We start from the raw sequence: 18,344 nt of genomic DNA, 5'->3' as shown, positions 1-18,344 counted from the left end.
AGCTCCGAGGCCGCATGCGGCGGTCACCGCGTGAGGCCGGCACTCACCACGTGACCGTACGGCCGCCGAAGGCCACGACCAGGCGGCCGTCCGAGGCGTAGGACCAGCTCAGGGCCCCGGTGTACGAGGAGCACCGGGATCCGTTCGAGCCGGACCAGAACTGGTTCGAGCCGTCGACGTCACCGATGGTCCGGTCGTTCGTCCCGCTACCGGCGCTGCGGCAGGAGGTGTTGCTCCGGAAGACCGAAGTGCCCGCGTCGAAGGAGAAGTTGCGCTGTGCGTTGTCGATGCCGATGTTGTTCGACACCGTCATCGTGCCCGGGTTGCTGTTGTACGTGAACCCGTGCTTGCCGTTGCGGAAGGCGATGCTGCGCCGGACGACGTGGTCGACCTCGATGTCCTCGCCGCCGAGCTTGTAGCCGTTGCGGTCACCGGCTCCGGCCTGGGAGCCGTCGGACAGGGTGCCGTTGTCGTACGCGAGGGAGTCCTCGATGGTCACCGGGCCGATGGGGCCGGTGTCCGTCTTGGTGTAGAGGTCCCAGCCGTCGTCGATGTTGTGGTGGGCCACGGCGTAGCGGAAGACGTTCCCGGTGCCGACGGTGAGCTTCGCGGCGAAGCCGTCGGCGTCCTCTCCGTCGGAGTCGGCGTTGTCGTGCGACTCCGCGCTCAGGACGAGGTTGTTGGACGGCCACTGCTCGCGGGGCGTGGTGGAGGCGATGCGGGAGAGCTGCAGCCCGGTGTCGCGGTTGAAGCGCGTGACCGTGCGCTCGATGACGTTGTTGCTGCCGCCGACGAAGATTCCGTTGTCGCCGGCGCGCTCGACGACGACACCGTTGACGTGCCAGTACGACCCGTTCAGGGCGAGGCCGCGGTTGGCCGGGTCCTCGGCCATGGCGGAGAAGTTCAGCACCGGGGTCTCGCCGGGGTAGGCGGACAGCTTCTTCAGGGCGCCGGGGGTGCCGTTGTTGGTGGGCGGGACGGTGACGGTCGTGGCGTGGCGGTAGGTGCCGCCGCGGAGGTAGATCGTCCCGCCGGCGGAGACGCGGCTGATCGCGGAGGTGAGCGTCGTGGGGGCGGACTGCGTTCCGGCCGCGCCGTCCGTGCCGTTCGGAGCGACGTACAGCGCGCTGCCGGTCGGCGGCGGGGCGTCGGCCGTCGTGACGTTCAGGGAGTCGATGTTGGGCAGTCCGGCGGAGGTGGTGGGGGTGAGGCGGATGGTGTTGCTGCCCGCGTTCAGCGTCACGGTCAGGGTCTTGGTGGTCCAGGTCGACCACGCGCCCGTGGCCTCGAACGACGGTGTCTGCACGGTGGACCCGTTGACGACCAGGCCGGCGGGGCGGGCGGTCGTGGTGCCGTTGGCGAACCGAACGGCGAGCGTCGCCGTTCCGGCGGCGGGGGCGTTCACCGTGAACTGGGCATGGGCGCCCGTCGCGTTGGTGCCGTTGCAGAATCCGCTGCCGGAGAAGCCGGACCAGTCGGAGTCGATGGTGCCGGTGCAGACGGCGGGGGAGGTCTCGGCCTCGTAAAGGGTGGACGCGGCGGCGGCGGTGTTTCCGGACAGGACGACGAGTGTGCCTGCCAGGAGGCTGACGCAGGCTGTGACGGATCGCAGGTGCATCGTGGGGTCTCCAGAAAGGGATGGACGGCGTTCCGGGACTGGACGTGAAAGCGCTTTCCCCGGAAGCTAGGCGTGTCGTCGTGGACGCGTCAATGGTCGCGTACGTGATTGTTGTTCATATGGCTGAACATGACCGGTCGGTGGGTGGCGGCTCCGCTGTCGAGGCGCTCCGGCGCCATGCGATGCGTCCCCTAGGCCCAGGGGCCAGATCCGCCGGACACCCCCTAGCCCATCGAGAGCGTGCGCAGGGGTCTGCCGGTCTCGGGGTCGAGGTCGATCAGGTGGACGGTCGTCTCCACCTCGGGGTCACCGGTGACCAGGCGTATCCGGTCGGGGCCGGCCCAGGACGCCTCGGTGAGGCCGTTGGTGTAGTCGTCCCCGTTGAAGAAGCCCACTTCCCAGCGGCGCTTGGTCAGGCCCGAACCCTCGTCGACGTAGACCCACCAGAGCGGGTCGATCATGTCGGCACCCTCCTCGACGACGAGGTGGCGGTCGGGGCGGCCCGGCGCCGCCTTGTCCGCCGTCTCCTCGGTGATTCCGGCGAAGAGGGCGAGGACGGCGAAGGGCGCGGCGGCGAGGGCGAGAAGTCCCGCCACCACCCCGGCGAGGATGCGGACCGCCAGGTTGCGTACGCCGACGAACACCGCCGTGGTCAGCAGCGCCCAGACCAGCGCGGCGAACAGGAGGGGGTGGTGGAACGCCTGCGCCACCAGGCGCAGTCCACCGTCCTGGTCGGCCCAGTAGCCGGCCGCCTCGGCGAGGACGAGGGCCACCGCCGCCAGGACGAGGCCGAGCGGTGTGACTCTCCGGCGGCGCCGAACCGTGGTGTCCCGCGCGAGGACGGGTTCTTCGCCCGTGCTGATCTCCATGGGCGTCATCCTCGGGTACGGAGTCGATCAGGGCCAGAGATCGCGGAAAGCCCGAGATCCCGGAAGGGGGACAGCCCCACCCCGTACCGTCCCGGTCGCCGGATGGGAGGGTGAGGCCGCGTCAACAAAGCTTGGCGCATGACGACTTACGGACGTACCAGCCTCGTTCTCGCCCTCTCCGCCGCCGCCGTCGCGGCCTCCCTCACCACCGTCGCCCGGGCCGCCGACTCCGGTGGCGGGCTCGAGTGGACGAACTGCGCCAAGAAGGACGGGCCCGCCACGCAGGAGTGCGCCACGCTCACCGTGCCGCAGGACTACAGCGATCCCGACGGGCCACAGCTCTCCCTCGCCGTGTCGCGGATCCGCAGCGAGCGGCCCGAGGTGCGGCGCGGGACGCTGATGGTGATTCCCGGCGGGCCGGGCAGCTCCGGGGTGCAGCGGCTCACGCAGAAGGGGGCCGCGCTCGCGAAGGAGATGGGCGGGGCGTACGACCTCGTGGCCTTCGATCCGCGTGGGGTCGGCGGCAGCTCGACCGCCGACTGCGGGCTCGACGACGGCGACCGGCGGCTGGTGACCCTGCGGTCCTGGCCCGGTGCCGACGGTTCCATCGACGAGAACGTCGCGCGGTCCCGGCGGACCGCCGAAGCCTGTCTGCGCAACGGCGGGAAGAGGCTGCTCAGCTTCACCACGGCGAACCAGGTCCGCGATCTGGACCGGCTCCGGCAGGCGCTCGGCGAGGAGAAGATCTCGGCCTGGAGCGTCTCGTACGGGACGTACGTCGGGGCGCTGTACGCGCAGAAGTACCCGCAGCGCACCGACCGTTGGGTGCTGGACAGCGCGAGCGACCCGGACCCGAAGCGGGTCGCCCGCGGCTGGCTGGCGTACATGGCGCGGGGCACCGAGGAGCGGTTCCCCGACTTCGCCGCCTGGGCGGCGCATCCGGAACGGGCGAAGGAGGGGCTGCGGCTCGCCGAACGGCCCGAGGACGTACGGCCGCTGGTGCTCGGGCTCGCCGCCGCGCTGGACCGGGCCCCGAAGGAGTCGACGAAGCCGGGCGTCCCGATGACGGGCACCGTGCTGCTGCAGGCGGTGCAGAACGCGCTCTACGGCGACGGGGCATTCCCGGGCCTCGCCCGGCTGATCCTGGCGGCGCAGGCACCGGCCGACCAGCCGGTCGCGCTGCCGGGGGAGTACACCGGGGCGATGAGCCAGCAGGCCGCGGCGGTGATGGTCGGCGTGATCTGCAACGACGTGAAGTGGCCGCGCTCCGTCCCGGCGTACGCGCGTGCCGTCGCCGCCGACCGCGCCCGGTACCCGCTGACCGGCGGGATGCCCGTCAACATCACGCCCTGCTCCTTCTGGAAGGCCCCGGCCGAGAAGCCGACCCGGATCACCGACCGCGGTCCCTCCAACATCCTGCAGATCCAGAGCCTGCGTGACCCCTCGACGCCGTACGCGGCAGGCCTGAAGATGCGCGAGGCGCTCGGCGACCGGGCCCGTCTCGTCACCGTCGACCAGGGCGGCCACGGCATGTACCTGGGCAACGGCAACGCGTGCGGAGACCGGACCGTGACTGCGTTCCTGCGTACGGGGGTGCGGCCGGCCTCCGACACGTACTGCGGCTGAGCCCCAGGGGAGGGGCGGCGCCGGGGCTCAGACCTTCGCCGACTCCGGGCGGGGGCCGGCCCAGGCGTCAGGGGGTGGCGTGGAGGGCTGCGCGCAGATGGCCCTGGGAGTCGGCGAGGCGCTGGTCGGCGCTCTTGGCATCGATGTCGGCGAGGATCATCAGGATCGCCGTCTTCACCTCGCCGTCGGCCGCGGAGAGGGCGGTCTCGATCTGTTCGTCCGGCGCGCCGGTGGCGAGGGCGACGATCCGCCGCGACCGCGCCTGGAGCTTCTCGTTGGACGCGCGGACGTCGACCATCAGGTTTCCGTACGTCTTGCCGAGCCGGATCATCGTGATCGTCGAGATCATGTTGAGGACCAGCTTCTGGGCCGTGCCCGCCTTCAACCGGGTGGATCCGGTGAGGAGTTCGGGGCCGGTGACGACCTCGATGCCGTGCTCGGCGGCGGCCGCGAGACCGCTGTCCGCGTTGCAGGACAGTCCGATCGTCAACGCGCCCCGCGCACGGGCGTGTTCGACGGCGCCGATGGCGTACGGGGTACGGCCGGAGGCGGAGACGCCGACCACTGTGTCGTCGGGGGTGAGGCGGAGGGAGTCGAGGTCCTGCGCCGCGAGCTCCGCCGAGTCCTCGGCCCCCTCGACCGCCTGCACCATCGCAGGGGGGCCGCCCGCGATCAGGCCGACGACCTCCGAGGGGTCGGTGTTGAACGTGGGCGGGCACTCGCTGGCGTCGAGGACGCCGAGCCGGCCGGCCGTGCCGGCGCCGGCGTAGATCAGCCGGCCGCCGCGCGTCATGCGCGCGGCGGTGGCGTCGATCGCGGCGGCGATCAGCGGCAGCTGCGCGGCGACGGCGGCCGGGACGGTCTGGTCCTCGCTGTTCATGGTGCGGGCGATGTCGAGGGTCGGGAGCTGGTCGATCTCCGCGAGCTCGGGCCGGAACGCCTCGGTGGTGAGAGTGGCCAGTTGCGCCTGAAGCTCGGAGTACGTAGAGGACACGTGCGGCTCTTTCGGTGCGTGGACGTCGTCGTTGACGTTCAGCGGGTGCGGGGGGAGTGGCGGTGGGCGAGGGCTTCGTACGAGGCCGCGAGGGCAGGGGCCGCCGTCTCGTACGTACGCTGCGTGACACAGGTGAACAGGCAGTCCACGACCAGGAGTTGGCTGGTGCGGGACGACATGGCCGCGGGGCGCAGCTCGCTCTCGCGGGCCGTGGAGGTGGTCAGGATGTGATCGGCGTACTGCGTCACCGGCCCGTCCGGGCGGCCGGTGATCGCGACCGTGGTCGCGCCGTGGTCGAAGGCGACGCGCAGCGGTTCTATGACGTCGCCGGTCGAGCCGGAGTGGGTGATGGCGATGGCGACGTCGCCGGAGCGGAGCTGTACGGCGTTGGTGACGGCGAGGTGCGGGTCGCTGTGCGCGTGCGCGAGGAGGCCGATACGGAGCAGCTTCTGGCCGAGGTCCTGGGCGACGAGGCCGGAGGCGCCGACGCCGTAGATGTCGATGCGGCGGGCGGTGGCGAGCGCGGCGACGGCGGCGCCGAGCTGGACGGTGTCGAGTCCGGCGGCGGTGTCGGCGAGGGTCTGCTGCTCGTCGTAGGCGAGCTTGGCGACGACGTCGGCGATCGGGTCGTCGACGGCGATGTCGGCGGTGACGGAGGGGGCGCGGCCGGACTGCTGCTGGGCGGCGAGGCCGGCGAGCGCGAGGCGCAGGTCGCGGTAGCCGGGGTAGCCGAGGAGGCGGGCGGTGCGGACCACGGTCGCCTCGCTCGTCCCGGTGAGCTCGGCGAGGCCGGTGACCGTGAGGGCGGCGCAGCCGGCCGGGTCCCCGGCGACGGCTTCGGCGACCCGTTGCATGGAGCGGGTCATGGACGGCGCGAGGGTGCGCACCTTGGCCGCGAGGGCCGCGGGTGCGGGCGGTGCGTCGCTGCCGGACGTGGGCCCGCCGGCGGTGGCGCTGAAACTTTCCTTCACATCATGGGTCACACCTGAAAGATATTTTCGGCCGGTGGGGGCGTCAAGACCCCTTGGGCCTCGGATGAGTCCTGGACGAGTCCTGGACGAGTTCCGGACGAGTTCCGGATACGGAAGGGGCCTTCGTCCCCGGGGCTTGACGGGTGACAATGTCTCCATGGACGACATCGACCCCCTGGAGCAGGCGCTGCATGCCGCTCGCGCCCTGGTCCTCGCCGATCTGGCGGCGCGGGACGTGGCCGCCGCCGAGGTCGTGTCGATGGTCGAGGAGGCGGTCACCCACCGCCGGTGGTGGGTCGAGCAGTGGCCCGAGGGCCTCACCTACGTCGCCGGCCTCATAGCCCAGGACGTGCAGGACGCACTCCTGGAGCGCTACGGCCGCTGGCCGCTCTGCCCGGTCTGTTCCTCCGGCGACCCGCACGCCCTGGACGTCGAACCCGAGCTCGGCCCGGACCCGCACTGGGTCTGCGGCAAGGCGGGCGTGGTCGTCGCCCCGGTCGGCGGTCTGACGTGACGGCGGCGGCGGACGCGACGGCGGTGAGCGCGGCGGCGACGGACGCGATGGAGACGGCGGTTCTGACGTGACCCTCTACATCGACCCGCCGACCTGGCCGGGCCACGGCCGGATGTGGTCGCATCTCGTCAGCGACATCTCGCACGAGGAACTCCACGCCTTCGCCGCCTCGATCGGCGCCCCGCCGCGCGCCTTCGAGCGTGACCACTACGACATCCCCTCGGACCGGTACGCGGACGCGGTGGCGGCGGGTGCGGTCGAGGTCGGCTCGAAGGAACTCGTACGACGGATCACGGAGGCGGGGCTGCGGCGGCCGAAGTTCCCGCGGCGGGAGCCGGAGCCCGGCCTCTAGGGCGTCTCCTCGCCGATCGCCTGGCTCAGCGGGCCGATACGACCTTCTCCCGCTGCGGGGTGGAGGAAGCCACCACGCGCGAGCGGGTGTTGTGCAGCCGGAGCGAGAGCGCGACCGTCGCCAGCGCCACCACCGTCATCGCCGCTCCCGCCCACGCCGTCGCGGCGAAGCCGAAGTCCGCGTCGATGACGGTACCGCCGAACCAGGGGCCGGCGGTGTTGCCCAGGTTGAAGGCGGCGGTGGTCGTCGCGCCCGCGAGGGTCGGGGCGGCGCCGGCCACGTTGAACATGCGGGCGTTGAGGGCGGGGGCGGTGTAGAAGGCCGAGACGCCGAGGAGGAAGGAGAGGGCGACCACGGCGACCGGGCTGGAGGCGAAGAGGGCCAGCGCGACCAGGAAGACCGTCGAGGCGGTGATGCCGCTGAGCAGGACCCCGAAGAGATGCGCGTCGGCGACCCGGCCGCCGATCGTCGTACCGATCAGCGCGCCGATGCCGAAGAGGCCGAGGATCGCGGAGACCCAGCGGGCGTCGATGCCGGCGACGTCGGTGATGACGGGGGCGAGGTACGAGAACGCGCAGAAGACGCCGCCCGCGGCGAGCGCGGTGATCACTATCGAGAGCAGCACCTGGCGGTCGCGGTAGATCACCAGCTCACGCTTGAGGCGCGGCTTGGTCTCGGGGAGCGGGATGTGCGGGATGCGGGTCACCACACCGACGAGCGCGATCGCAGAGGCCACGCCGACCGCCCAGAACGCGGAGCGCCAGCCGAGGTGCTCGCCGAGGAAGGCGCCGGCGGGGACGCCGAGGACGTTGGCGATCGACAGGCCGCCGATCATGACCGCCATCGCGCGGGCGCGCGAGCCGACCGGGACCATCGCGATGGCGACGGCGGCGCCGACCGCCCAGAAGCCGGCGCAGGCGAGCGCGCTCACGACGCGGGAGGCGAAGAGGACGGCGTAGTTCGGCGCGAGCGCGCCGGCGACCTGGCCGAGACCGAAGACGGTGATCAGGGTGACCAGCGTCGTCTTGCGGGGGAGGCGGAGGGTCGCGACGGCCAGGAGCGGGGCGCCGACGACCATGCCGATGGCGAAGGCGGAGATGAGGAGGCCGGCGCGGGGGATGGAGACGTTCATGTCGTCGGCGATGGGTGGGAGGAGGCCGGACAGCATGAATTCGCTCGTGCCGAGCGCGAAGACGGAGAGGCCGAGGATGTAGACGGCGAGGGGCATGCGGGTGGGGTGCGCGGTGGGCTCGGCAGGCGTTGACGGCATGACATGCGTCAACCTGCGGTTCATGCCTGACATTCCCCTGGGACGGGGTGTCTTGGTATGTGGACGGGGGCGTGGGTGCGGGGGCCCTGGAGCGGACGCGCCCGCCAGGGCGCCGTCCGTTGTGCCCACCCGTTCCGCCCCGGCGGAACGAATGCCCACAACGGGGGCCGGGGGGTGGGCCTCCGTTCCGCCCCGGCGGAACGAATGCCCACAACGGGGCGGGGGTGGGCGGGGGCTGTCGGCCCCCGCCGGGGTCAGGCCGTCAGGCTCTTCAGTTCCGTTTCCAGGTTCCGTCGTGCCCTCGTCTCCCAGGCCGCCGCGCCGTACGGGGTGTGGAACAGGCGCGGTAGGGAGAGGAGCTGGCGGAGGACCGCGGCGCGGCCCTCGCGGAACGCGTCGTCCGGGACGAAGGCGTACTCCTCGCGGATCGCCCGCGTATACCCCCCGTACGTACCCTCCTCCGCGGCCAGGATCGCCAGGTCCGCGTCGCAGAGAAGCTCGCCGTTGATGTCGCCCTCCGACGGGTCGTGGGTGATCGTCAGGCGGACCAGGCGGGCCACCTCCGCCACCTCGTGGGCGGTCAGGCCCGCCTCCGTCAGGGCCTTTTCGGCCAGGGCCGCCGAGCGTTCCTCGTTCTCGGAGCGGTCCGGGCGGTAGACCGCGTCGTGGAACCAGGCGGCCAGCCGGACCAGCTCCAACTCCCCGCCCTCGCCGCCCTGATCGGTGAGTTCGTCGATGCGGTCGAGGACCGCCCGCAGGTGGTCCACCGTGTGGTACCTGCGCTGCGGCTCGGCCCAGCGGTTCAGCAGGTTCCGGCCGTACGGCGCGGGGTCCGGGCCCTCGCGGCCCGCCCGGGCCGCGCGCAGCGTCGACGTCCAGCGGTCCAGCAGGTCCTGCTCCGAGGCTTCGGTCATGGGCGCATTCTGCCACCCTTACATACCCCCCATGGGTATGCTACGGTGCTCCGCGAAGGTACCCCCTAGGGGTATGTGCGAGAGAAGGAGCAGGGCAATGTCAACCGTCAATCCCCGGCGCTGGTGGGCACTTGTCGTGCTCGCCGCCGCCCAGTTCATGGTCATCATGGACACCTCGATCATCGGGGTAGCGCTCCCCGAGATGCAGAAGGACCTGGGCTTCTCGCAGAGCGAGCTCCAGTGGATCTTCAACGCCTACGTCATCGTCTTCGGCGGGCTCCTGCTCCTCGGCGGCCGCCTCTCCGACCTCGTCGGAGCCCGCAAGATCTTCGTCTCCGGCTGGGCGATCATGATCGCGGGTTCGGTCGTGGCCGCCGCCGCGCAGACCGCCTGGGTCGAGATCGTCGGCCGCGCCGTCCAGGGCGTCGGCGGTGCGCTCATCGCGCCGTCCGCCATGACGCTGCTCATGATGCTCTTCATGCACGACCCGAAGGAGCTCGGCAAGGCGATGGCGCTCTACGGCGCCGCGGCCCCCGCCGGCGGTACCGCGGGCGTCTTCCTCGGCGGCGTCTTCACCGAGTGGATGAGCTGGCAGTGGGTGTTCATCATCTACATCCCGATCGGCCTCGCCACCCTCGCCGCCACCAAGCTGCTCCCGGCCGTCGAGTCCCGCCGCGGCTCCGTCGACATCCTCGGCGCCGTCGCCGTCACCGCCGGTCTCGCGCTCGCCGTGTTCGCCGTGGTCCGGGCCCCCGAGGTCGGCTGGGGTGCCACCGCCACCATCCTGGAGCTGGTGGGTGCGGCCGTCCTCCTCGGTCTGTTCTTCGTCATCCAGAAGTCGGTCCGCGAGCCGCTCATGCCGCTCAGCGTCTGGCGCGTTCCGCGCCTCGGCTCGGCCAACCTGGCGATGACGCTGCTGGGCGCCGCGTGGATCCCGATGTGGTACTTCCTCAACCTCTACCTCCAGCAGGTCCTCGGTTACGGCGCCTTCGCCTCCGGTGCGGCCCTGCTCCCGATGACCGTCCTGCTGATGATCTTCATGACGGCCATCACCGCCCGTCTCATGGGCAAGTTCGGCGCCAAGCCGCTGATCGCCGGCGGACTGCTGGTCCTCGCGGCCGGGCTCGTCTGGCTGGCGGCCGTCCCGCCGACCGGCAGCTTCGTCGTCGACGTCCTGCCCGCCTCGCTGGTCGCCGCGCTCGGTATGTCCCTGGCCTACATCCCGGCGATGATCGCCGCGATGGCCGGCGCCCCGCAGGAGCAGGCCGGTCTCGCCTCCGGCATCGTCAACACCACCTACAACGTGGGCTCCGCCCTGGGCCTGGCCGCGCTGACCGCCGTCGCGATGTCCCAGGGTGCCGACAGGATCGGCGACCTGCCCGCCCTCACCGACGGCTTCGCGGCCGCCTTCATCGGCGCCGCGATCATCGCCGCCGTCGGCGGTGTGATCACGCTCCTCGTGATGAAGAGCGACAAGTCCCTCGCCGCCGAGCCCGCCCCCGCCCCGCAGGGCGAGAAGGTCTCCGCGTGAAGCGAGCTCCCGCGAGCTCGCCCTGCACCCCCGAGGGGCCGCCCGATGTCCGCCCCGGACATCGGGCGGCCCCTTTTCCCGTGACCCCTTTTCCCTGACGAGAGGAAGACACGATGGACATCCGAACCCGGGCCGTGCACATCGTCGACGAGCCGCCGGACGCAGGCAGTCGGCCGCTCTCCGTGCCGCTCGTGCAGTCCTCGGCCTTCGCCTTCGACTCGGCCGACGCGCTCGCCGAGGCCATGGCCGGGCCCGACGGCCGGTACGTCTACAGCAGGCGCGGCAATCCGACCGTACGAGCCCTGGAGAAGACCCTGGCCGGGCTCGAAGGCGGCGCCTCCGCCCTCGCCTTCGCCTCCGGTATGGGTGCCATCAGCGGCGTCCTGCTCGCCCTGCTGCGGCCGGGTGACCGGGTGATCGCCCAGAGGTGTCTGTACGGGGGGACCTACGCGGTGCTCTCCGACCTCGCGACGCGGTACGGGATCGAGGTCACGTACATCTCCGGCGACGACGTGGCCGAGTTCGAGGAGGCGGCCGCCCACGGGCCCCGGCTCCTCGTCCTGGAGACCATCGCCAATCCGACCGGCCAAGTGCCGCAACTCCCCGGCCTGTTGTCGGCGGCCCAGCGGCTCGGGGTCACCTCGCTCGTCGACAACTCCCTCGCCTCGCCCGTCCTCTGCCGCCCCCTGGAGCTCGGCGCGGACATCGTCGTCCACTCCACCACCAAGTACTTCTCCGGGCACTCGGACGTCCTCGGCGGGGCCGCGGTCTTCGCCGACGACGCGCTGCGGCGCGCGGTGTGGCCCCGGACGGTCGAACTGGGCGCCTGTGCCGACCCGTTCGCGGCCTGGCTGACCCTGCGCGGTCTGCAGACGCTGCCGTTGCGGATGCGCGAGCACTGCGCGAACGCCACCGTCCTCGCCGAGCGGCTCGCGGCCCGCCCGGACGTGACGGCCGTCCATTACCCGTGGCTCGCCGGCCACGCCTCGTACGACACGGCCCGCAAGGTGCTCTCCGGGGGCGGGGGGCTGCTCTCCTTCGAGCTGGCGGGCGGCCGGGAGGCGGGCCGGGCGTTCATCGAGCGGGTGCGGATCGCCCGGCTCGCGCTCTCCCTCGGCGGGGTCGAGACCCTCGTGACCCACCCCGCCTCCACCTCCCACCGGGAGCTCGACGCGGCCACGCTGAGGGCGGCCGGCATAGGCGCCGGTCTGGTGCGGGTGTCCGTCGGCATCGAGGACGTCGAGGACCTGTGGGGGGACTTCGAGCGAGCGCTCGGCGGTGCGGTGAAGAGCCGGGCGACCGAGGGGACATGAGGCTTCTTTTGGGTTGACAAAATAAATGTGTGATTCGTAGATTGGGTGATGCCAGGGAACGACCATCCTTTAGGTCAAGGGGGGCGCGTGATGCGCTACTTCGAGGACTTCCGGCCGGGCGACGTCCATGAACTGGGCACCGTCACCGTCACCACGGAGGAGGTGCTGGAGTTCGGCAGGCGCTTCGATCCGCAGCCCTTCCACACGGACCCCGGGCTCGCCGCGCGCTCGCAGTTCGGTGGGCTGATCGCCAGCGGCTTCCACACCCAGGCGATGTTCATGCGGCGCTATGTGGACGGGCTGCTCGCCTACAGCGCGTGCATGGGCTCGCCCGGCATCGACGAGGTCCGCTATCTGCGTCCCGTACGACCCGGGGACGTCCTCACCGCCCGCGTGGAGATCCTTGGCTCCACCCCGTCGCCGTTCAACCCCGCCACCGGCACCGTCAAACCGCGGTGCACGCTCGTGGCCGCCGACGGGACGGCCGTGTTCAGCATGATCCTGCACAGCATCTTCCGGCGCCGTCCCGCCGGTTCCGAGGCCGGCCATCTGTCGTCGATGCCCGCGGCCGAGGACCCCGTTGCCTGTGCGCGCGTCAGTGCCTGAACACGGCCGTCCGTATCTCTCCATCACATGAAGGGGGACCTCCTGTGGAGGCCGTATCCCGCACCGCCCAGTGGACCGCCGCAGCGCGCGCCCTGGAGACCGAGCGCGAGGACCGGCTGTTCGCCGATCCCTACGCGCGCACCGTCGCCGACGAGATCGGCTTCGAGCTGCTCGAGCGCTACGCCGGGGCCGGCACCGTGCCGTTCCTCGCCATCCGCACCACCTACCTGGACCGGGCCATCGTGAAGGCGGTCGAGGAACGCGGCATCCGCCAGGTGGTCTTCCTCGCCGCCGGCATGGACACCCGTTTCTTCCGGCTGCCCTGGCCCGACGGCGTCACCGTCTACGAGCTCGACCGCCCGGCGCTCCTGGAGGCCAAGGCGAAGATGCTCGCCGACGAGCCGCTGCCGGCCGGCCGCACCCGGATCACCGTCCCGGTGGACCTGACCCAGGACTGGACCGGTCCCCTGAAGGAGGCCGGCTGGAAGAGCGACGAGCCCGTCCTGTGGGTGGTCGAGGGCCTGCTGTTCTTCCTGCCCGAGCAGGCCGTACGGACCCTCATCTCGACGCTCTCCGCCCACGCGGCGCCCGGCTCCGTGCTGCTCGGCGACGTCATCTCCCGGGCCGCCCTGGAGAACCCGCTCTCCCGCCCGTTCCTCAACGCGCTGAGGGAGGACGGCAATCCGTGGCTCTTCGGCACCGAGGAGCCCGAGGCGCTGCTCGCCGCCTGCGGCTGGGACGTGACCGAGGTCAAGCAGCCCGGTGAGGACGGCGCCGACTTCGACCGCTGGCCCTACCCGGTCCCGCCGCGCAACGTCCCGCGCGTGCCGCGGTCCTTCCTGTTCACCTGCGACCTGCCGGGAGCCTCCGGCACCGGCTCGGGGTTCGCCGCGTGACCGCCGAGATCCGCTCGGCGGCGTGCCCTTCGGACCGCCACGGCGCCGAAGGCACGACCGGCCACCCCCCGACCCGAGAGGAGACTCCCGCATGAGCGCCCACGACTTCCACCAGAAGGTCATCACCGACGCCGGCGCCGCCGTCCGCGGGCTGACCGTCGCCCTCGGCGAGCGGCTCGGGCTGTACAAGGCCCTGGCCGAGTCCGGCCCGCTCACCGCCGCGCAGCTCGCCGAGAGGACCGGCACCGACCCGCGCTACATCGAGGAGTGGCTGCACGCCCAGCTCTCCGCCGGATACGTCGAGCGCCACCCGAGCTCCCTCACGTACACGCTGCCCGCCGACCACGTCGAGGTCCTCGCCGACCCGAAGGCCGTCACCTTCGCCGCCGGCTTCTTCACCGCGCTCAAGGCGCTGTACGCCACCGAGGACCTGCTCGTCGACGCGTACCGCACCGGCGACGGCGTCGGCTGGGCCGAGCACGACGCGGCCCTCGACACCGGCATGGGCTCCTTCTTCCAGCCCACCTACGAGCACAAGCTCGTACCGGACTGGCTGCCGTCCCTGCACCAGGTCACGGACAAGCTGAGCAGTGGCGGCACCGTCGCCGACGTCGGCTGCGGCGTCGGCCACACCACCCTGCTGATCGCCAAGGCGTTCCCCAAGGCCACGGTCCACGGCTTCGACTACTCCGAAGAGGCCATCTCCATCGCCCGGCAGCTCGCCGAGGAGGCCGGCCTCTCCGACCGGGTCGTCTTCGAGGTCGCCTCCGCCGACGACTACCCCGGCTCCGGCTACGACCTGGTCTGCTTCTTCAACGCCCTGCACGACATGGGCGACCCGGTCGCCGCAGCCCAGCACGTCCACAAGTCCCTGGACGCGGACGGCACCTGGATGCTCGTCGAGTCGAACGTCTCGCCCGCCGACATCGACACCAACACCCCCGCCGCGCGCATGTTCATGGCCCTGTCCGCGGTGATGTGCCTGCCCGTCGCCGTCGCCCAGCGCGGCCCGCACGCGCTCGGCAACCACTCCGGCGAGAAGGCGTTCCGCGCCATCGCCGAGGAGGCCGGCTTCACCCGCTGGCGGCGCGCCACCGAGACCCCGGTCAACGCGGTCTACGAAGTCCGGCCGTAGTCGGCGGCCGCGCCCGTACGGCCGAAGGCCCCTCCGCTTCCCCTTGCTTAGGAGTCCCTATGGGCGTCAGCGCCCCGCTGCCCGTCACCGACCGGTTCATGGAAGTCCTGGAGCGGCTCAGCTCCCGCTCCATCGAGGAGTACTACAACCCCTACCAGCAGTTCGACTGGCCCGATCAGCTGGAGGAGAAGCAGCTGTGGATGACGCCGGAGCTGCTCACCGTGTACGGCACCCCGTACTACGACGAGCTGGGTGAGGAGACGATCCAGAAGCTCTCGAAGTGGGAGTCGATCAACTTCTACAGCCTCAACGTGCACGGCATCCGCGAGCTGCTCATCGAGGTCGTCGGCCGCATCCACATGCCGGGCTTCGAGGTCCCCTCCGACTTCTTCCACCACTTCATCGGCGAGGAGAACGAACACATGTGGTTCTTCGCCGAGTTCTGCCGCCGCTACGGCAACAAGATCTACGGCTCCACCGCGATGCGCGCCGACTCCGCCTGGGAGCCGGAGGTGGAGAACTTCCTGGTCTTCGCCCGCATCCTGTTCTTCGAGGAGCTGGTCGACCACTACAACATGCGGATGGCGCAGGACGACTCCCTGTGCCGCACCATCCGCGAGGTCAACCGCATCCACCACCAGGACGAGTCCCGCCACATAGCCTTCGGCCGAGAGCTCGTCTCGCTGCTGTTCACCCGGATGCGCGAGGCCGTGCCCGCCGCGCGGGTCGCCGAGGTCGAGGCGTACCTGAAGCGGTACGTCGTCTACAGCATCAACTCCCTCTACAACCCGCACGTCTACCGCGACGCCGGCGTCGCCGACCCGCTGGCCCTGCGCAACGCGCTGGTCGCCGACGAGCGCCGCCGCCCGTACGAGCGCAAGGCGATCCGCAAGCCGCTCGCCTTCTTCCTGAAGACCGGGATCTTCTCCGACGACACCCTGCCCGTCGTCTGAGGGCGCCCGCTCGACAGATCACCCGAGAGGCGAAACCACTATGACCGTGACGACCCCCGCGAGCGTCGGGGCCCCCGGGGAGACCAGGGGACTGCCGTCCCTGGGCCCCGAGGCGACGGCGCTGCTGCGGCTCCTCGACGACACCTTCGAGAGCTGGGGAGTGACCGCGGGCGCCCGCCCGATGACCATGCCCCCGCTGCTGCCGGCCGCCGACCTGGCCCGGCTCGACTACTACGACAACTTCCCCCACCAGGCCGTCGTCGCCGCCCCGCTCGACCTGGAGCGCCGCGAGACCTCTGCCTTCTGTACCGACACCGGCTGCTTTCCGTGCGACGCGCTCGAACCCGCCGCGCTCGGACTGCCCTCGGCGTCCTGCTACGCCGTCTACCTCGACCACCAGGGCCGGCAGGTCGCCGACGACACCCTGGTGACGATCTGCTCCTGGTGCTTCCGCAAGGAGACCCACTACGAAGGCATGCGGCGCCAACTCGGCTTCCGCATGCGGGAGATCGTGGCCATCGGCTCGCGTGAGCACGCCGAGACGCATCTCGCCGACTTCACCGAACGCATCCACTCCTTCGCCGCGGCGCTCGACCTGCCGCTGCGCCGGGAGGCCGCCTGCGACCCGTTCTTCGACAAGGGCGGATCCAAGGCGGTGCTCCAGCGCCTCACCCCGGTGAAGCACGAGTTCCTGTACGAGGACCTGGCGATCGCCTCGGTCAACACGCACCGCAACTTCTTCGGCGAGCGCTGCGCCATCACGCTGGCGTCGAGCGGCGGACCCGCGTTCACCAGCTGCGTCGCCTTCGGCCTGGAGCGCTGGCTGTCCGCGCTGACCCGGCGCCACGGCGGCTGGGAAGCGGCCACCCGGGCGGTACGGGACGCGGCCGGGCCGGTGATCTGACGTGCCGGCCCGACCCGTCGCCCCGCCGGCGGGCGGCCTGGGCTGGGCGAACCTCGGCATGGACATCGTGTCCGTCAACCGTGTCCGCGCTCTCCTCGCCCAGTACGGCGAGGCGTTCTTCGAGCGGATGCTCACCCCCGGCGAACTCGCCGACTGCCGTACCTCCACCGGGCTCGACGTGCTGAGTCTGTGCGGCCGGATCGCGGCCAAGGAAGCGGCCTTCAAGACCCTCCGGGTCAGGGGCAGGTTCCTGCCCTGGTCCGACATCGTCGTACGGCGCTCCGAGGGCGGCTGGCCACTGGTGGAACTGCACCGGTCGGCGGCCGAGATGGCCGCCGGGTCCGGGATCACCGAGATCACCGTGTCCATCAGCCACGACGTGGACTACGCGGTGGCGGTGGCCGCCCCCATCATCGCCCCCACTTCCGTACCTAGTAGCTAGAAGGAGAAGCACCATGGCCGACGGCCTGCAGCAGGTGAAGAACTGGATCCTCGAGCGTCACCCCGAGCGCGAGGACATCGCGCCCGACCTCGACCTGATCGAGAACCGTCTCATCGACTCGCTGTCCTTCGTCGAGTTCGTCTTCCTGCTGGAGCAGGAGAGCGGCCGGTCCATCCAGATGGAGACCCTGGAGGTCGACGAGATCCGGACTCTCGCCGCCATCGGGACCCACTTCTTCGCGGACACGCGTGCGGAGGTGGGCCAGGCATGAGCAGCCGGCGTCTGTTCACCTCGGAATCGGTGACCGAGGGACATCCCGACAAGATCGCCGACCGGATCAGCGACACCATCCTCGACGCGCTGCTCGCCGAGGACCCGGGCGCGCGGGTCGCGGTGGAGACCCTGCTCACCACGGGACTCGTGCACATCGCGGGCGAGGTCACCACCACCGCGTACGCCCCGATCGCGAAGCTGGTGCGTGAGGCGATCCTCGACATCGGCTACGACTCCTCCGCGAAGGGCTTCGACGGCGCCTCCTGCGGTGTGTCGGTGTCCATCGGCGCCCAGTCGCCGGACATCGCCCAGGGTGTGGACACCGGCGGCGCCGGCGACCAGGGGCTGATGTTCGGCTACGCCTGCGACGACACGGCCGAGCTGATGCCGCTGCCGATCGCGCTGGCCCACCGGCTGTCGCGCCGGCTGACGGAGGTACGCAAGAACGGGACCGTCCCGTATCTGCGGCCCGACGGCAAGACGCAGGTCACCATCGAGTACGACGGCGACCGCCCGGTCCGCCTGGACACCGTCGTCGTCTCGTCCCAGCACGCCGCCGACATCAGCGTCGAGGGTCTGCTGACCCCGGACATCCGGGAGTTCGTCGTCGAGGCCGAGCTGAAGGCGCTCGCCGAGGAGGGCGTCAACCTGGAGTCCGACGGCTACCGGCTGCTCGTGAACCCGACCGGGCGGTTCGAGGTCGGCGGCCCGATGGGCGACGCCGGCCTCACCGGCCGGAAGATCATCATCGACACGTACGGGGGCATGGCCCGCCACGGCGGCGGCGCGTTCTCCGGCAAGGACCCGTCCAAGGTGGACCGCAGCGCCGCGTACGCGATGCGCTGGGTCGCCAAGAACGTCGTCGCCGCGGGCCTGGCCCGGCGCTGCGAGGTGCAGGTCGCGTACGCGATCGGCAAGGCGGAGCCGGTGGGCCTGTTCGTGGAGACCTTCGGCACGGGCACGCTGCCGGACGAGGAGATCCAGGACGCCGTGTCGAGCGTGTTCGACCTGCGGCCCGCCGCGATCATCCGCGACCTGGACCTGAAGCGGCCCATCTACGCGCAGACGGCGGCGTACGGCCACTTCGGCCGCGAACTCCCCGACTTCACCTGGGAGCGGACCGACCGGGTGGACGCGCTGAAGAAGGCAACGGGGGTCTGAGG

The 18,344-nt window shown here is 71.3% G+C and carries 19 protein-coding genes; 13 read left to right on the top strand and 6 right to left on the bottom strand.

Annotated elements, in window-relative coordinates; genetic code table 11:
- Nucleotides 1–43: 43 nt before the first annotated feature.
- Nucleotides 44–1,618: a CBM35 domain-containing protein gene (locus ABZ939_RS22185; protein WP_361857731.1), complete on the bottom strand. Its 1,575-nt coding sequence runs from the start codon at nucleotides 1,616–1,618 to the stop codon at nucleotides 44–46.
- A gap of 224 nt (nucleotides 1,619–1,842) precedes the next feature.
- Nucleotides 1,843–2,487 (bottom strand): hypothetical protein, encoded by a 645-nt coding sequence (locus ABZ939_RS22180; protein ID WP_361857728.1) that lies wholly within the window; start codon nucleotides 2,485–2,487, stop codon nucleotides 1,843–1,845.
- A 138-nt stretch (nucleotides 2,488–2,625) separates the two neighbouring features.
- On the opposite strand from ABZ939_RS22180, the gene ABZ939_RS22175 reads away from it, so the two are divergent.
- Nucleotides 2,626–4,113 (top strand): alpha/beta hydrolase, encoded by a 1,488-nt coding sequence (locus tag ABZ939_RS22175; RefSeq protein ID WP_361857725.1) that lies wholly within the window; start codon nucleotides 2,626–2,628, stop codon nucleotides 4,111–4,113.
- Nucleotides 4,114–4,180: 67 nt separating this feature from the next.
- Here the strand turns inward: ABZ939_RS22175 and murQ are convergent, their stop codons facing one another.
- On the bottom strand, nucleotides 4,181–5,107 hold the full coding sequence (murQ, locus tag ABZ939_RS22170) for an N-acetylmuramic acid 6-phosphate etherase (RefSeq protein WP_361857722.1): 927 nt from the start codon (nucleotides 5,105–5,107) through the stop codon (nucleotides 4,181–4,183).
- A gap of 38 nt (nucleotides 5,108–5,145) precedes the next feature.
- On the bottom strand, nucleotides 5,146–6,090 hold the full coding sequence (locus ABZ939_RS22165; RefSeq protein ID WP_361857719.1) for a MurR/RpiR family transcriptional regulator: 945 nt from the start codon (nucleotides 6,088–6,090) through the stop codon (nucleotides 5,146–5,148).
- Between the two features lie 145 nt (nucleotides 6,091–6,235).
- Between ABZ939_RS22165 and ABZ939_RS22160 the strand changes: the two genes are divergently transcribed.
- Together ABZ939_RS22160 and ABZ939_RS22155 are read left to right on the top strand one after the other, a co-directional pair.
- Nucleotides 6,236–6,592, top strand: coding sequence for a hypothetical protein (locus ABZ939_RS22160; protein ID WP_361857717.1), 357 nt, complete (start codon nucleotides 6,236–6,238; stop codon nucleotides 6,590–6,592).
- A 67-nt stretch (nucleotides 6,593–6,659) separates the two neighbouring features.
- Nucleotides 6,660–6,944, top strand: a complete 285-nt coding sequence (locus ABZ939_RS22155) for a DUF4031 domain-containing protein (protein ID WP_361857715.1) — start codon at nucleotides 6,660–6,662, stop codon at nucleotides 6,942–6,944.
- Between the two features lie 25 nt (nucleotides 6,945–6,969).
- Here ABZ939_RS22155 and ABZ939_RS22150 read toward each other — a convergent pair whose 3' ends face one another.
- Together ABZ939_RS22150 and ABZ939_RS22145 are read right to left on the bottom strand one after the other, a co-directional pair.
- Nucleotides 6,970–8,172 (bottom strand): Cmx/CmrA family chloramphenicol efflux MFS transporter, encoded by a 1,203-nt coding sequence (locus ABZ939_RS22150; protein WP_361858117.1) that lies wholly within the window; start codon nucleotides 8,170–8,172, stop codon nucleotides 6,970–6,972.
- 296 nt (nucleotides 8,173–8,468) lie between these two features.
- Complete coding sequence (locus tag ABZ939_RS22145) at nucleotides 8,469–9,128, bottom strand: hypothetical protein (protein ID WP_361857712.1); 660 nt, start codon at nucleotides 9,126–9,128, stop codon at nucleotides 8,469–8,471.
- A 97-nt stretch (nucleotides 9,129–9,225) separates the two neighbouring features.
- Here ABZ939_RS22145 and ABZ939_RS22140 point away from each other — a divergent pair, with 97 nt between their 5' ends.
- The 10 genes from ABZ939_RS22140 to metK all read left to right on the top strand — a co-directional run bounded on the left by ABZ939_RS22140 (nucleotide 9,226) and on the right by metK (nucleotide 18,342).
- Entirely contained in the window at nucleotides 9,226–10,659 is a 1,434-nt protein-coding gene (locus ABZ939_RS22140; RefSeq protein WP_361857709.1) for an MFS transporter, read from the top strand.
- A 113-nt stretch (nucleotides 10,660–10,772) separates the two neighbouring features.
- Nucleotides 10,773–11,972 (top strand): aminotransferase class I/II-fold pyridoxal phosphate-dependent enzyme, encoded by a 1,200-nt coding sequence (locus tag ABZ939_RS22135; protein WP_361857706.1) that lies wholly within the window; start codon nucleotides 10,773–10,775, stop codon nucleotides 11,970–11,972.
- A gap of 90 nt (nucleotides 11,973–12,062) precedes the next feature.
- On the top strand, nucleotides 12,063–12,578 hold the full coding sequence (locus ABZ939_RS22130; RefSeq protein ID WP_361858114.1) for a MaoC family dehydratase: 516 nt from the start codon (nucleotides 12,063–12,065) through the stop codon (nucleotides 12,576–12,578).
- 44 nt (nucleotides 12,579–12,622) lie between these two features.
- Entirely contained in the window at nucleotides 12,623–13,474 is an 852-nt protein-coding gene (locus tag ABZ939_RS22125) for an SAM-dependent methyltransferase (RefSeq protein ID WP_361857703.1), read from the top strand.
- A 91-nt stretch (nucleotides 13,475–13,565) separates the two neighbouring features.
- On the top strand, nucleotides 13,566–14,609 hold the full coding sequence (locus tag ABZ939_RS22120; RefSeq protein ID WP_361857700.1) for a class I SAM-dependent methyltransferase: 1,044 nt from the start codon (nucleotides 13,566–13,568) through the stop codon (nucleotides 14,607–14,609).
- A 59-nt stretch (nucleotides 14,610–14,668) separates the two neighbouring features.
- Entirely contained in the window at nucleotides 14,669–15,562 is an 894-nt protein-coding gene (locus tag ABZ939_RS22115; RefSeq protein WP_361857697.1) for a diiron oxygenase, read from the top strand.
- Nucleotides 15,563–15,602: 40 nt separating this feature from the next.
- The gene (locus tag ABZ939_RS22110; RefSeq protein WP_361857695.1) at nucleotides 15,603–16,466 is read left to right on the top strand and encodes a hypothetical protein; all 864 of its coding nucleotides are present in this window, start codon (nucleotides 15,603–15,605) and stop codon (nucleotides 16,464–16,466) included.
- A 1-nt stretch (nucleotide 16,467) separates the two neighbouring features.
- Entirely contained in the window at nucleotides 16,468–16,908 is a 441-nt protein-coding gene (acpS, locus tag ABZ939_RS22105; RefSeq protein ID WP_361857692.1) for a holo-ACP synthase, read from the top strand.
- A 13-nt stretch (nucleotides 16,909–16,921) separates the two neighbouring features.
- Nucleotides 16,922–17,179 carry an acyl carrier protein gene (locus ABZ939_RS22100; protein ID WP_361857690.1) on the top strand — a complete coding sequence of 86 codons (258 nt, stop codon included), beginning with the start codon at nucleotides 16,922–16,924 and terminating at the stop codon, nucleotides 17,177–17,179.
- Complete coding sequence (gene metK / locus ABZ939_RS22095) at nucleotides 17,176–18,342, top strand: methionine adenosyltransferase (RefSeq protein ID WP_361857687.1); 1,167 nt, start codon at nucleotides 17,176–17,178, stop codon at nucleotides 18,340–18,342. Before ABZ939_RS22100 ends, metK begins: the two co-directional genes overlap by 4 nt.
- Nucleotides 18,343–18,344 lie beyond the last annotated feature (2 nt).

It is taken from the genome of Streptomyces sp. NPDC046712, assembly GCF_040645695.1.
GTDB lineage: Bacteria > Actinomycetota > Actinomycetes > Streptomycetales > Streptomycetaceae > Streptomyces.
This window is presented reverse-complemented; position numbering and strand designations above follow the sequence as displayed.